Source organism: Micromonospora sp. DT4 (genome assembly GCF_049841675.1).
Lineage (GTDB): Bacteria > Actinomycetota > Actinomycetes > Mycobacteriales > Micromonosporaceae > Micromonospora.
This window is the reverse complement of the sequence record NZ_JBNCKT010000118.1, coordinates 1,546-16,000: the sequence shown is the minus strand read 5'-3', so window position 1 is coordinate 16,000 and position 14,455 is coordinate 1,546. Positions and strand designations below refer to the sequence as shown.

13 protein-coding genes are annotated in these 14,455 nt (G+C 71.6%); 6 read left to right on the top strand and 7 right to left on the bottom strand.

Annotation, left to right across the window (positions count from 1 at the left end; all coding sequences use genetic code 11):
- Positions 1-165 precede the first annotated feature (165 nt).
- Positions 166-1,038, top strand: coding sequence for a PP2C family protein-serine/threonine phosphatase (locus tag ACLQ24_RS24635; RefSeq protein WP_425894084.1), 873 nt, complete (start codon positions 166-168; stop codon positions 1,036-1,038).
- A gap of 10 nt (positions 1,039-1,048) precedes the next feature.
- Here ACLQ24_RS24635 and ACLQ24_RS24630 read toward each other — a convergent pair whose 3' ends face one another.
- From ACLQ24_RS24630 to ACLQ24_RS24600, 7 genes are all read right to left on the bottom strand, one after another.
- Positions 1,049-2,533, bottom strand: a complete 1,485-nt coding sequence (locus tag ACLQ24_RS24630; RefSeq protein ID WP_425894083.1) for a sugar transferase — start codon at positions 2,531-2,533, stop codon at positions 1,049-1,051.
- 212 nt (positions 2,534-2,745) lie between these two features.
- On the bottom strand, positions 2,746-4,500 hold the full coding sequence (locus ACLQ24_RS24625; RefSeq protein ID WP_425894081.1) for a substrate-binding domain-containing protein: 1,755 nt from the start codon (positions 4,498-4,500) through the stop codon (positions 2,746-2,748).
- A gap of 165 nt (positions 4,501-4,665) precedes the next feature.
- Entirely contained in the window at positions 4,666-5,703 is a 1,038-nt protein-coding gene (locus tag ACLQ24_RS24620) for a lactonase family protein (protein ID WP_425894080.1), read from the bottom strand.
- Between the two features lie 111 nt (positions 5,704-5,814).
- The gene (locus ACLQ24_RS24615) at positions 5,815-6,417 is read right to left on the bottom strand and encodes a GTP-binding protein (RefSeq protein WP_425894079.1); all 603 of its coding nucleotides are present in this window, start codon (positions 6,415-6,417) and stop codon (positions 5,815-5,817) included.
- A complete protein-coding gene (locus ACLQ24_RS24610) occupies positions 6,398-6,604 on the bottom strand; it encodes a hypothetical protein (protein ID WP_425894078.1) in 207 nt (68 codons plus the stop codon). The genes ACLQ24_RS24615 and ACLQ24_RS24610 overlap by 20 nt, the downstream gene beginning before the upstream one ends.
- Positions 6,594-7,016, bottom strand: a complete 423-nt coding sequence (locus ACLQ24_RS24605) for a roadblock/LC7 domain-containing protein (protein WP_425894077.1) — start codon at positions 7,014-7,016, stop codon at positions 6,594-6,596. Before ACLQ24_RS24605 ends, ACLQ24_RS24610 begins: the two co-directional genes overlap by 11 nt.
- Positions 7,016-9,505, bottom strand: a complete 2,490-nt coding sequence (locus ACLQ24_RS24600; protein ID WP_425894076.1) for a nitrate- and nitrite sensing domain-containing protein — start codon at positions 9,503-9,505, stop codon at positions 7,016-7,018. Before ACLQ24_RS24600 ends, ACLQ24_RS24605 begins: the two co-directional genes overlap by 1 nt.
- Before the next feature lie 422 nt (positions 9,506-9,927).
- Here ACLQ24_RS24600 and ACLQ24_RS24595 point away from each other — a divergent pair, with 422 nt between their 5' ends.
- The 5 genes from ACLQ24_RS24595 (at position 9,928) to ACLQ24_RS24575 (ending at position 14,344) form a co-directional block, all read left to right on the top strand.
- Positions 9,928-10,527 (top strand): hypothetical protein, encoded by a 600-nt coding sequence (locus ACLQ24_RS24595; protein ID WP_425894075.1) that lies wholly within the window; start codon positions 9,928-9,930, stop codon positions 10,525-10,527.
- 11 nt (positions 10,528-10,538) lie between these two features.
- Positions 10,539-11,495 (top strand): hypothetical protein, encoded by a 957-nt coding sequence (locus ACLQ24_RS24590; RefSeq protein WP_425894074.1) that lies wholly within the window; start codon positions 10,539-10,541, stop codon positions 11,493-11,495.
- Positions 11,496-11,857: 362 nt separating this feature from the next.
- Positions 11,858-13,516, top strand: a complete 1,659-nt coding sequence (locus tag ACLQ24_RS24585; protein WP_425894073.1) for a sodium:solute symporter family protein — start codon at positions 11,858-11,860, stop codon at positions 13,514-13,516.
- Between the two features lie 15 nt (positions 13,517-13,531).
- Positions 13,532-13,840 carry a hypothetical protein gene (locus ACLQ24_RS24580; protein WP_425894072.1) on the top strand — a complete coding sequence of 103 codons (309 nt, stop codon included), beginning with the start codon at positions 13,532-13,534 and terminating at the stop codon, positions 13,838-13,840.
- Between the two features lie 117 nt (positions 13,841-13,957).
- Positions 13,958-14,344, top strand: a complete 387-nt coding sequence (locus ACLQ24_RS24575) for a hypothetical protein (protein WP_425894071.1) — start codon at positions 13,958-13,960, stop codon at positions 14,342-14,344.
- The last annotated feature ends 111 nt before the right edge of the window (positions 14,345-14,455 follow it).

Below are 14,455 nucleotides of genomic sequence, written 5' to 3'. Positions count from 1 at the left end.
GCCGACGCGCGTCCCGCACCGTAACGCCCATACACCCCAAACGATCACAAACCATTTGGGTTACGGGTCAATAACTCTCTCCGGGGTGCGGGACACCCCGCCTGGCGTGCGTTCGACCACCAGTCACCCATCCTGGTCGACGGCGTCGCCTGGCTGCCGGTCACCATGCGCGGCGAACGCCGGGGCGTCCTGCGTCTGGCGCCGGTGCCCGACGACCCGGGGGTGCTCGGCGAGCTGGCCGACATCGCCACCTCGCTCGCGCACGAGCTGGCCGCCGTCTCCCCCGGCACCGACGTCTACAGAGTGGCGCGGCGCAGTCAGCGGCTCACGCTCGCCGCCGAGATGCAGTGGGACCTGCTGCCCGGCCGCAGCCGGGTCCGGGCCTCGTTCAGCCTGGCCGGGCAGCTCGAACCGGCGTACGCCGTGCGTGGTGACAGCTTCGACTGGTCCGACGACGGGCAACGGCTCTGGCTCTCCACGGTCAACGGCAGCGGCGAGGGTGTCGCGGCATCACTGCTCACGTCGCTGGCCACCCACGCGCTGCGCAACGCCCGCCGGGCCGGCCTCGGCCTGGGCGACCAGGCCGCCCTCGCCGACCAGGCCATCTACGACGAGTACCGGGGCAAGCGCCACCTCTCGGTGCTGCTGATGGAGCTGGACCTGCGCTCCGGGGCGATGACCGTGGTGGACGCCGGCTCGCCACGGCTCGTCCTCCTGCGTCGCGGGGAGGTCACCGAGCAGCCGCTGGAGGCGCAGTTCCCGCTCGGCATGTTCGAGGCGACCGACTACCACGAGCAGACGTTCACGCTGGAACGCGGCGACCGGCTGTTCGTCGTCAGCGACGGCGTCGTGGAGGCCGCCAGGCAGAACGTGCGCTACGGCGAAACGGCGCTGGACCGGTTCCTGCGACGGACGGGCCCGATGGAGCCGCTGGACGCCGTCCGGTCGCTGATCGGTGACCTACGCACCTTCGTGGCCGGCGACCTGGTCGACGACGCCGTGGTGGTCTGCCTGGACTGGACCGGCCCGCAGTCGTGAGCGGCGCCGGTCAGTACGCGCCGCGGCTGTTCAGCACCGCGCCGGCGGTCTTCCACAGGATGGTGAGGTCGGCGGCGAGCGACCAGTTCTCCACGTAGTAGAGGTCGAGTCGGATGCCGTCCTCCCAACTCAGGTCGGACCGGCCACTGACCTGCCACAGCCCGGTCATGCCGGGCTTGACCAGCAGTCGCCGGGCCACGTCGCCGTCGTAGCGGGCCACCTCGGACGGCAGCGGCGGACGCGGCCCGACGAGGCTCATCTGGCCCAACAGCACGTTGACCAGCTGCGGCAGCTCGTCCAGCGACCACTTGCGCAGCAGCCGGCCGACCCGGGTCACCCGAGGGTCGTCGCGCATCTTGAACATCAGGCCGTCGGTCTCGTTGCGGATTGCCAGCTCGGCGAGCAGCGCGTCGGCGTTGACCACCATCGTCCGGAACTTGAACACCCCGAACTCCTGCCCACCCCGGCCCACCCGGACCTGCCGGAACAACACCGGCCCCCGGCTGTCCAGTTTTATGGCCAACGCGATGACCGCGATCAGCGGCAGGAGCAGCGCCAGTGCGACCGACGACATCGACCGGTCGACGAAGCCCTTGACCAGCTTGCGCGCGCCGCGGAACTCGGGCGCCTCGACGTGGATCAGGGGCAGCCCGGCGACCGGGCGGGTGTGGATCCGCGGGCCCGCCACGTCGGTGAGCGCGGGGGCCACGACGAGGTCGACGCCGGTCCCCTCCAGCTGCCAGCCGAGTCGACGCAGTCGGGCCGCGGTCAGCTCGCCGGAGGCGGTCACCGCCACCGTGTCCGCCCCGATCGCGGTCGCGGCCTCCGGGATGCCCCGGAACGACCCCACCACCGGCACGTCACCGAGGCGCTGCGCCACCGGCGCGAGCAGCGCGTCGGGGATGCACGCGCCGACCACCTGGTAGCCGGCGTACGGCTCGCGCCGCAGGGTGTGCACCAGTTCCAGGACGTGCGCGGTGTCGCCGACGACGAGCACGCGGCGGGACCAGCCGGCGCCCTTCGAACGGGCCCGGTGCAGACGTTTGCGCGCCGCGAACCGGGTCACCTCCAACCCGACCGTGCCCACCGCGAAGGAGATGCCGAGGAAGCCACGGGAGACACCGACGTCGGCGATGTAACCGGCGATGGCGATGGCTCCGGCCAGCCGTAGGCTCGCCGAGCTGACCCGCCGGTACTCGTCCGCCCCGTAGCCGACGACCCGGTCGTCGTAGCACCCGAGCGCCTTGAGGGAGATCAGCCAGGCCAGGACCAGACCGGGTGCCACCAGCACGTACGGGATCTTGGAGCCGACCGGCTCCTCGTCACCGAACCGGCCGACGTACCCGACGATCAGCGCGATGATGAGGATGGTGGTGTCCAGCACCACCAGGACGCGGATGTAGGAACGTTCGTCGGCGCGGGCCACCAGCCCGCTCGGCCGTTCCTCCGGCGTTGCCGAGCTGTCGGCGGGGGTCAACAGTGTCGCCGCGGTCACCGGCCCTCCCACTCTGCTCAGGACGGCCCCGGCCGACAGGTCGGGCCAGAGGCGGACCGACATTGCCGGAACACGTCGACATCCTGCCCTGACAACTATGACTGCCGATTGCTTCCGACGTATTGCCGTCACTTTTCTTCAACCCCGCAGCCATAAAAGGAACCCGCCGTACCGGCTTGGCGGTACGGCGGGTTCCTGTGCTGTGTGGCGGATCAGCGCGGTGCTGGGGGGCGCCGCGCGATGGCGGTGAGGAAGATGCTGCCGATCTCGCTCGGATCCTTGGTGACGAAGACGTCGCCGCCGGTCACCCTCGTGATCGACTCCAGCTCGACCTTGCTGACGCCCTCGCCAATACCGATCATGATGACCTGGACCGGCCGCTCCGGGTCGGCGATCTGCTTGAGCTTGGCGAGCAACTGCTGCTGGTTGAGACCGTTGTCGTCCTCGTTCTTGCCGTCGGTGAACAGCACGATCGAGTTGACCCGGCCAGGCTGCCAGTCGTCCTGCACCGCCTGGTACGCGGCCAGCATGGTGTCGTAGAGGCCGGTGTTACCGCTGGACGGCTTGATGGTGGCGAGCGCTCCCTCCAACTGGGCCCGCTGGCCGGAGAGCGGCCCGATCGGCACCAGCTCCCGGTAGTCCCGGTTGCCGACGAGCTCGGTGGAGAAGGTCCACAGGCCGATGGACCACGAGTCGTCGAAGAGCCCGAGGCCGCGGCGGGCCGCGTCCACGGTGACCTCCTCCCGGCTGCGGTTGTTGGCGCTGGGCACCTCGTCCTTCATCGAGCCGGAGACGTCGATGACGGCGAGCATCCGGCCGGACTGGGTGGAGATCGACCAATTGGACACGACACGCTGTATCGCGGCCGGGTCCAGGCCGCCGGCCGCGGTGCCGCCGGCCGCCGGGGCGGTCGACCCGCCGCCGGCCGGGCTCGGGGCGCCCTGCGGCGCGTTGAAGCCGGCACCCCAGTTGCCATCCGGCCCGCGCAGCGACTGTGCCGCCAGGCGGTCACGGAACTTCGGGGCGGTGAGCAGCTCGTAGAGCACCTTCGCCGCCGCGGCCTTGGTCGGCTCGATACCGGGCAGCACCGCGTACGGGTAGTCCAGCGGCATCGGGGCCGGCTCCATGTAGAGCGCGGCGAGCGGAACCGGCGGCTTCTTGTTGTTGTACGCGATCACGTCTTCCTCGGACAGCGCAGCCGCACCGAGAGCGCTGGCGATCGACATCGGGTCCGTGGCGGTCGGGAAGCGGGCCAGCAGGTCGTTGCGGAGCGAGGAGCGGCCCGTGGCCAGCGCCCGCAGCGCCCCGACGGTGTTGCGCTGGGCGTCGCCGCCCGCGCCGCTGGCGGCCGTGGTCAGCGAGAGCAGGCCGGACAGCCCGGCCGCGTCCCGGGTCGGCTCGACGATTCCGGTGCGCAACGGCTTGCTGCTGTTGACCTGCTTGAGCAGATCGGTCCAGGTGAACTTGGCGTTGGGCCAGCCGAGCCGCATGGCCACCGGCTCGGGCATCGCCACGACGACGGGGCTGCGAGCGATGGAGGCGCCGTTGGTCGGCGCGAACGCCGTCGCGTCCTTCTTGAGGCGCAGCAGCCAGGTCGAGGAGTCCGGCACCCAGACGTCCGGGGTGACGGCCGTGCCGCTGGCCTGCCCGACGCCGGCGAGCACCGCGCCGTGCTTCGCGGCCACCACGGCGGCCACGTCGACCGGGTCAGACGCCGAGACATCGACACGGATGCAGGTGGGGCCGACCGCGGCGCCGTCCTTGACCCACTGGGACGCGGCGGCGTTCACGGCGGGGGCCAGCTCGGAGGCGACCGCCACGGCGAGCCGGATCTCCCCTGAACAGCTGGGCTGGATCAGCTCCTTGTAGCCGAACCAGACGCCGGTGGTGACGACGAGAACCGTCGCCGTCGCGGCGGCGACTGCTAGATGGAGTTTCGAACGCATGCGATGGCGGCCTGCAGACACGTTGACCATCTTGCGTATTTGGTGCCGTCTCTGCCACGTCCGTTCGGACTAAAGTTACGCAGGAGAAACAGTTGATCACCATTTAACGACAGAGAGTGATTGAACCGCCCCACGGCGTTGCCAAACCGGTCTCGCTCTCGCATTCACTGTCGTCGACTGGCCGCCTCACGGCAGGACGCACGTCGGGCTGGCCACCGGGACGGGCTCGCCGACCGGGGTCGGGATGCCGGTGCGCGTGTCCCGCCGGAAGACCCGCACCATGTCCGCCCGTTCGTCGGCGACGTAGAGGTGCTCCCCGATCAGCGCGAAGTGCCGCGGCCATTCCCCACCGGTATCCACTTCGGACACCAACGCGGGAAGCTCGCCGGCCAGGTCGAAGACGGCGATGGTGCCGACACCGCGGTTCGCGACGTAGAGGAGACGACCGTCCGGATCGACCGCGACCTCCGACGGCTGGACGTGACCGGTCCGCCCGCTCGCGTCGACCCGACCACGCTGATGCAGCGCACCGTCGTCGGTCAGCTCGTACGCGGTGACCGACCCGTCCAGCTCGCCGACCAGGTAGCAGCGCTGGCCGTCGGGGTGCCGGGCCAGGTGCCTTGGCCCGGTGCCCGGCGTCGTACGCATCCGGGGACCGCGCGGCACCAGCCGCCCGCTCGCGGCGTCCAGGTCGTACCGGTAGACCGAGTCGGTGCCGAGATCCACCGCCAGCAGCGGCCCCCGGCCGCGGCCCGGATTGACCATGTGGGCGTGCGCCCGGTCCTGGCGCTCCGGGTCGGGGCCGTGACCCTCGTGCACCACGAGATCGGTGCGCTCGCCGGGCGCGCCCTGTGCGTCGAGCGGGAAGACCGCGACACTCCCGCTGCCGTAGTTGGCCGCCACCAGGTGCCCGCCGTCGGGCAGCACCGCCAGGTGGCAGGGCTCCGCGCCGCCGGTCGAGAAGCTACCGAACGCGTCCAGCGCGCCGTCCGGCCCGACCCGCCAGGCGCTGACCCGACCGTCGGTCAACTCGTTGACCGCGTAGAGCACCGGCTGGGTGGGGTGCCGCACGAGGAACGACGGCGACGGCGTGACCGCCACCGTGCCGAGCGGGGTCAGCCCCCCGGTGACCGGGTCCCGGTGGGCGGCGACGATGCCGCCGGCCCGCCCGCCGCTCTGCGCGGTGTAACCCCCGATATGGACGATCTCGCCCTGACCAGTCACGCTGCCCCCTTCGCCGACATCCTCAGTAGATCCAACCAGAGCTGCCCACGAAGCCGACCGGCTAACCGGCTTTCCGACGCCCGGCCGGTCCGCCGGACATCCGCCGGCGCATCAGGCGGCCGGCACCGGCTCGCCGCGCTGCCGGGCCACGTGCTCGACCAGAGAGATCAACACCAGCTTGCCGGACTGCCGGTCCCGGGCGTCACAGAGCACCATCGGCACGTCCGGGTCCAGGTCGAGCGCTCGGCGTACGGTCTCCAGATCGAAGCGACGGGTGTCCTCGAAACAGTTCACCCCCACCACGAACGGGATGCCACGCCGCTCGAAGTAGTCGATCGAGGGAAAGCAGTCGGCCAACCGTCGGGTGTCGGCGAGCACCACCGCGCCGAGCGCACCGAAGGCCAACTCGTCCCAGAGGAACCAGAACCGGTCCTGGCCGGGCGTGCCGAACAGGTACACCTGGAGGTCGTCGTTGATGGTGATCCGGCCGAAGTCCATCGCCACGGTGGTGGTCGTCTTGCCCGCCACCCCCGAGAGGTCGTCGGTGCCGATCCCGGCGTCGGTCAGTACCTCCTCGGTCTGCAACGGCCGGACCTCGCTCAACGCGCTCACCAGCGTCGTCTTGCCGGCGCCGAAGCCTCCCGCGATGAGGATCTTCAGTGCCAGCGGGACGGTGACGGCTGAGCCCGCATGGTCATAGCGCACGGAGTCCACTGACCACCGCCTTGAGGATGTCGTCGTTGGGAATATCGCTGCCGGCCGGCGGTTCGTGCACCGCGACCAGGTCGAACCCGTCGGCGGCGGAACGTACCCGACCGCCGGTGAGCGTGTACGGGCGGACCACCGGGCCCGCGTCGCCGTCCAGCCACTCGCGCTGGGGGCCCGGCGACTCAGTCCGCATCACCGGCATCCGCGGACGGTCGGGCCGCCGCGGTCAGATTCTCGCCCACCCGGATGACCAGCATCGCCATCTCGTACGCGACCAGGCCGATGTCCGCGTCCGCGTCGCTCACCACGGCCAGGCAGGCACCCTGCCCGGCGGTGGTGACGAAGAGGTACGCCGACTCCATCTCCACCACGGTCTGCCGGACGGGACCACCGTCCACGTGGTGACTCGCGCCCCGGGCCAGGCTGGAGAAGCCGGCGGCGAGCGCGCAGAGGTGCTCGGCGTCGGAGCGCTCCAACTCGGCCGAGGAGCCGAGCAGCAGCCCGTCGGCGGAGAGCACCACCGCCTCCCGGGCGGCCGGTACCCGTTGCACCAGCTCGTCGAGCAACCAGTCGAGGCTGGCGCTCTGCTTCGTCGTTTCCCGCACTAGGCGTCCCTCTCAGTCGCGGTCGGTTCGGAGGCCGTCGGGGGCGCATCGGCGGCGGGCAGCGCATCGGGAGCCGCTGCGGATCGGTGGGCCGGGTCCGTCGTCGGCGCAGCGGCGGGGATCGCCGGCGCTGTGGAGGGCGGAGGCGCGGGAGCGGGGGTCGGGGTCGCCGGTCGGCTCGCCGACGCGGTGGGGCCGGGCGCACCGCGCCCGGCCGTCGAGCCCGGGGCGACGACGGTTGCCCGACCCCGGGCGGTGCCCGCCTGCAGGGCCGCCATCACCCGGCGTACCTCCTCCGGCGACCGGGGCGACGGCGTGTCGGCGGCGGTGGACCGGGGTATGGCGTTGGGGGTGCGCCGGCGTACCCGGCGGGGCAGCCCGTCGAGATCGTCCGCCGCCGCGTCGGAGGACGGCTCGCTGTTTCCGCCCGACCCGTCGGACGTCGGGCCCATGGGCAGGGCGAGGATGGGCGGGTCGCTGGTGACGACCGAGGACGAGACGGCACGGCCGGCGCGCGGCCGGGGCGCCGTGCCCCGGCGTACGGGTCGGGCCAGACGACGATCAGCCGGCGCGGCCGGCAGCGAGGCCGGGTCGGGGCCGGCCGGCGGCTCGGCCGTGATCAGGTCCGTGGGGATGAGCACCACGGCGGTGACGCCGCCCGCCTCGGGAGACCCCAGTCGTACGCGTACCGAGTGCCGCGCCGCCAGCCGGGCCACCACGAACAGGCCGAGGCGGGCACTCTGCGCCGGGTCGAACTCCGGTGAGCTGATCAGCCGGGTGTTGGCGTTCTCCAGCGCGGCCGCGGACATGCCCAGCCCCTGATCGGTGACCGACAGGACGTACCCCTCGGCGGCCTGCTCACCGGTGATGGTCACCCGCGTGTCCGGCGGGGAGAAGGCGGTGGCGTTCTCGACCAGTTCGGCGAGCAGGTGGATGATGTCGCCGACCGCCCGGCCCAGCACTCCGGCCGGCTGCACGGCGGTGATGTCCACCCGGTCGTACGCCTCGACCTCGCTGATCGCGCCGCGGACCAGGTCGACCATCGCGACCGGGTTGCGCCACTCTCGGCCCGGCGCGGAGCCGGCCAGGATGACCAGGTCCTCGGCGTGCCGGCGGAGCCGGGTGGCCAGGTGGTCCACCTGGAACAGTTCAGCCAGCTCGTCCGGGTCTTCGGCGCGTCGCTCCATCCGGTCCAGCAGGTGCAGCTGGCGATGCACCAGGCCCTGGCTGCGGCGGGCGATGTTGAGGAACACCTCGTTGAGCCCTCGGCGCAGGGTGACCTCGTCCACGGCGGCCTGGACGGCGGTGCGCTGCACCTCGGTGAAGGCCCGCCCGACCTCGCCGATCTCGTCGTGGCCGTACTCCAGGGGTGGCGCCTCGCGGGCGACGTCGACCTGCTCGCCGCGACGCAGCCGGGCCACCACGTCGGGCAGCCGGTGCTCGGCCAGTTCGAGGGCGGCGGTTCGGACGCCGCTGAGTCGCCGGACCAGGGTGCGGCCGACGCGCAGCGCGATCAGCACCGACACCACCACGGCGACGAGACCGAGAATCCCGGCGGCGGCGAGCCGGACCAGGACCCCGACGGCCATCGGCACCGAGCGGTCGGTGAGGTTGTCGGCCTCGGCCAGCCCGAAGTCGCGCAACTGCTGCTGTACGGCGTCGTGGCTGGCCTGCCACGAGGCGGCGTCCACCGGTGGCCGGCCGGACCTGCTGGCCCCGATCAGCGCGTCCTGCATGGCCCGCAGGCTGGTGAAGTCGCGGCTCTCGCTGAGCCGCTGGTACGCGGTGCGCCCGGCCTCGGGCAGGTCGGCCACCGCGCTCTCGGTGAGCCACCGCTGGTTGCCGATGGTCTGCACGAGCAGCGCGTGTTCCCCGTTGGCGAACTTCCCGGCGGTCAGCACGCCGGCCAGCATGGCGTCGGTCTGGCCGAGCAACTCCCGGGAGCGGCCCAGCGTGTTGAGGGCCAGCGCCTGCCGGTTGATGGCCGGATCGCTGAGGTTCGCCATCGCGGAGAACGCCTGGAACGCCGCCGAGACCATGCCGCTGTAGAGGCCGATGGCGCCCGCGCGGTCCATCATTCCGGCGTCGACGAAGTCCCGCCCGGTCGGCAGCGCCGCAAGAGCGGTGATCAGTCGGTCGACGCGGTCCTCCAGAAGGTCGTCGGCGGCGTCGCGCAACGCCTCCCCGTCGACGCGGCGACGCAGCTCGGCGACCGCCCGGTCCGTACGCAGCCGCTGCTCGGCCAACGCGGGCAGTTCGGTGTCGCCGGCGAGTTGCACCACCGACAGTCGACGTTCGCGTTGCAACTCGGTCACCACCGTCTCGCCGGGGCGGCCCAGGTCGTAGAGCAGGGTGCGCGCGGAGAGCAGGTTCAGAGCGGGACCGAAGGTCAACGTCGTCGCGAAGATCCACAGCGCGAGGAGCGCGGTCACCGGCGCGACGACCAACGCGGTCAGCTTCGAGCGGATCGGCCAGTCGCGGGTTCTCATCAGACCTCGCCCGGAAAGGGGTGGCAGGAGGGGCGCCGGCACCGCCGGGCAGCGCGCTCGCTGGTCGCGTACCCGGCCGTCGGGCTGGGCACCGGCGCGCGCGCCTTGGGCAGGATACGTAATCACGCCCGGTTGCACTACCGCGGTCACCCTGACATCCGTGCTGCGGAGCGCGTCCCCGCCGGTACGTCGAACGCCTCGCCGCCGCCCTTCGCGGGGCGCTGGCACTGGTCGGGAGCGGGTCAGACGTCGCCGGCGATGTCGTACACCGGGGCAGCAGCCCACCCACACGGACTCTCTGGAATGAGTCAGGTTTCTGTCAGCTACGGCGGCTCCGGACCGCGATCCGGCGAGGAAAGTCCCTCGGATCGGGATTGGCGATCAGTACGCGGAGGGAATACCAGGTGACGAAGGAGGAGCCCATGTCGCCCACGCAGATAATCGTCATCGTGCTCGTCGTGCTGGTGATCATCGCGGCGATCGCCGTTGCCGTCCGGACGATCGGTCGCCGCCGTGTGCTGCGCAGCCGGTTCGGGCCGGAGTACGACCGGGTGGTGAAGGAGCAGGAGAGCCGGTCCGCCGCCGAGCGCGAGCTACGCGACCGGGAACGCCGGCACGCCGAGCTCACGCTCACCCCGCTCAGCCCGGAATCCCGGGCGCGTTACGCCGCCGCCTGGGAAGAGCTCCAGATCCGCTTCATCGACTCGCCGGGCGAGACCGTGGGCGACGCGGACGAACTGGTCACCCGGCTCATCGAGGAGCAGGGCTACCCGACCGGGAACTTCTCCGACCAGATCGCCCACCTCTCCGTGGAACACGCCCGCACGCTGACCAATTACCGGGACGCGCACGAGATCCACCTGCGGAACTCCCGGGGCGAGGCGAGCACCGAGGAGCTGCGCCAGGCGGTCGTGCACTACCGGGCCCTCTTCGCCGACCTGCTCGGCGAGGAGCCCGTCGGTCAGCGCACGCCCGAACAGCGTTCCCACCCGGACACTCCGCACGACGCCACGAGCCGCTGAGGAGGCCACCGATGCGCCACGAAGAGCAGCAGGTGAGCAACGACCATCCGGAGGCCGTCCGGTCCGCGCCGATTCCGGTGCCGCCGACCGGCGACCGGGCCGCCCGCTCGGACGTACCCGAGGACACCCTGGACGACCGAAGCACCTTCGACGATCCGAGGGTCGACGACGAGGGTGGCTTCCACGAGCCGGGCCCGCTTGCGACCGCGTTCGGCGCGACCACCGTCGCCGACGCGGTGGCCGCCTCCGCCCTGGCCAGCCCGCGTCCGCAGGACCAGCCCGACCCGCGGGCCGAGCGGACCGCCGCGCCGGGCGACGGCGCCGAGGACGGCGAGCGGGAGGGGTTGCGCGCCGACCCCACCGCCGAACTGCACCGCCGCGACGACTTCGCGGAGATCGGCGGGGACGCCACCCCCGAGACCGACCTCGACGTCGACGACCGACGCGACGCGACCGGCACCTCCGCGCGTACCGTCGTGGTGCCGGGGAGCACGGACGGCGCGCCCGAGCGCCGCGGCGACCTGACCGACTGGGCCGGCGATCCGGACGCGGCGACCGCGGGCGCGGCCGGGTACGGCAGCGCCTCGCCGGAGATGGTCGACCCGGACGCGGACGCTGAACCGGTCGGCACCGAGGGCACCGGCGCCTCGCTGGAGTCGGCCGGCACGTCTCGGCCCGCCGGCTCGACCGTCGCCACCGAACCGGCCACGCTCCTCGACGGGGACACCGCCCAGGGTTTCCGGGACCGCTGGCGGGACGTGCAGCTACGGTTCGTCGACGATCCGCACGCCGCAGCCGGCGAGGCGCAGGCGCTGGTCGAGGAGGCCATCCAGGCTCTCGCCTCGGCCCTGGCCGCCCAGAAGAACACGCTGGGCGGATGGCAGGACGCCGGCTCGGCGGACACCGAGCAGCTACGGATGGCGGTCCGCAACTACCGGGACTTCCTGGACCGCGTACTGGGTCGCTGACCGACCGGACCACGGGGCGTTCGGCCGACAACGGCCGGGCGCCCCGCTTCGCGTCCGTGCCGGGCCGGGCCGGGCCGGCCGGGTGCCGGTCGGCCCCTTTGCTCTGCTTCACCACAGGCAACACCCGGTGTACGGATACCGGACGCGTGCTGTTTCCTCGGCTGAAGCAGAGCAAAGGGCCCACACCGAGGCGCCACACCGACCCTGCCGCCGCCAGAGCGGCCCAATGGGGTACGCCACGAAAACCCGCTCGGGAAGGCCGGAACCCCACGGATCAGACAGGAAGGGCGTAAAACCTCGCATCGTGGGTAATAGGGCGCGCGCATCAAATCCGGTGCCAACGTCGGACGAGAGGTGACGGGATGGACGGCGGCGGGCTGCGGCTCAACATGAACGGGCTGGACTACCTGATTCTCGCGCTGTACTTCGTCACCGTCCTCGGGGTGGGCTTCGCCGCCCGTCGGGCGATCCGGACCAGCGTCGACTTCTTCCTCTCCGGGCGTTCCCTGCCCGCCTGGGTGACCGGCCTCGCGTTCGTCTCCGCGAACCTGGGGGCGCTGGAGATCATCGGCATGGCGGCCAACGGCGCCCAGTACGGCGTCATGACGGTCCACTACTACTGGATCGGCGCGGTGCCGGCGATGGTCTTCCTGGGCATCGTGATGATGCCCTTCTACTACGGGTCGAAGGTCCGCAGCGTGCCCGAGTACCTGCGGCTGCGCTTCAACCGACCGACGCACCTGCTGAACGCGTTCAGCTTCGCCGTCGCCCAGGTGCTGATCGCCGGCGTGAACCTCTACGCGCTGGCCCTGGTCATGCAGGCGCTGCTCGGCTGGCCGCTCTGGACGGCGATCGTGGTCGGCGCGGCGATCGTGCTGGCGTACATCACCATCGGTGGCCTGTCCGGCGCGATCTACAACGAGGTGCTCCAGTTCTTCGTCATCCTGGCCGGCCTCATCCCGGTCACCGTGATCGGCCTGGTCAAGGTCGGCGGGGTGGGTGGGCTGATGGACGCGGTGCGCGACTCGAAGCTCGGTGAGGCGGGGCTGCACGCCTGGCAGGACACCGCCAGCACCGACAACCCGCTCGGCGCGCAGTGGATCGGCATCGTCTTCGGTCTCGGCTTCGTGCTCTCGTTCGGCTACTGGACGACGAACTTCGCCGAGGTGCAGCGGGCGCTGTCGGCGAAGAACATGAGCGCCGCCCGCCGTACGCCGATCATCGCCGCGTACCCGAAGCTGTTCATCCCCCTGGTCACGATCATCCCCGGTCTCGTCGCCCTCGTGACGGTGAAGGGGCTCGGCGCGGACAAGGGCGACCTCCAGTACAACAACGCGATTCCGCTGCTCATGCGGGACCTGCTGCCCAACGGCGTCCTCGGGGTGGCGGTCACCGGCCTGCTCGCGTCGTTCATGGCCGGCATGGCGGCCAACGTGAGTGGTTTCAACACCGTCTTCACCTACGACATCTGGCAGGCGTACGTCCGCCGCGGCCGATCCGACGAGTACTACCTGCGCATCGGTCGGTGGGCGACGGTCGCCGCCGTGGTGATCGGCATCGGGACGGCGTTCATCGCATCCGGGTTCAGCAACATCATGAACTACATCCAGGCGCTCTTCTCGCTGTTCAACGCGCCACTGTTCGCCACGTTCATCATCGGCATGTTCTGGAAGCGGATGAGCGCGCTGGCCGGATTCTGGTCCCTGCTGCTCGGCACCCTGGCATCGCTGGCGACGTACCTGCTCTACAAGGGCGGCGTGGTCGACTTCAACTCCGACCTGGAGGAGAGCTTCTGGGGCGCCGGCATCGCGTTCGTCACCGTGGCGGTGGTCGCCGCGATCCTCACCCCACTCACCGCAGCCAAGCGCGACGATGAGCTGCGCGGGCTGGTCTACGGCATGGGCGGCGTCGACCTGAAGGGCGACGTGCTCGCCGGGGACGCCGTCTGGTACCGCTCCCCCGTGCTGCTGGGCGTTATCGCGGTCGCGCTCGCCGCCCTCTTCTACATCCCGGTCTTCTAGGAAAGGAGTCGGCAGATGAGCAACGACGGCCAGCCGGCGCAGGACCCGCTGATCGACGAGACGCAGGCGGAGGAGCGCCGCTCCGCCGCCGCCCGACTGTTCGACATCCGTCGGGTGATCGGTGCCCTCTTCGTGGCGTACGGGGTCATCGTGACGCTGATCGGCGTCTTCGACAGCCGGGCCGAGATCGACAAGGCCGAGGGTGTCCGCATCAACCTGTGGGCCGGGCTCGTGATGCTCGCCTTCGGGCTGGTCATGCTGCTCTGGCAGTGGCTGCGACCGGCGGAGGCGCCGTCCGCGAACGAGTCGCAGCCCGACCGCTGAACCCGGGATCCGCCGCCGGCGTCGTCCACACGGACTGCGCCGGCGTCGCGCATGGGCGCCCGTGCAAGGGGTACGCGAGGGGGATCAGGCAACGTGTCGGACACAGGAGGCAGCACCATGACCGATCGCGACCGCCGACCGCCGTTGGAGGAGAGCCCGCAGACGGCCGCTGCGGTGGACGACGACAGCACTGTCCCGGAGTTGCGGACCGGGGGCGGCCCCGACCGCGACACGCCGACTTTCACCGAACCCCGCGACCGGCCGAAGGACCTCGCCCCGGACACCGACGACCTGATCGGCGACCCGTACGCGGACGGCACCGGCGCCACCGGGACGGGCACCGGCGCGGGCGGCGACAACATCCGTACCGGGGCCGAGCAGCCCTGGGAACCGGAGGACCTGGTGATGGCCCGCGGGCAGGACCTCACGCCGGAGAACCTGGAGAATGCCCGTCGCGACCTGGCCGAGCAGGGTCGTGCGGCGATCGAGCGCACCGTGCCCTGACCTGGGACACAAAAGGGGGGTCCCCCGGGCCGCCCGGGGGGGGGGGCCCGGGGCCCCCCGGGCCCACGCCCCCGCCCGGGGACCCCAACAGCGCGGGGGGGGGGGTTTAAA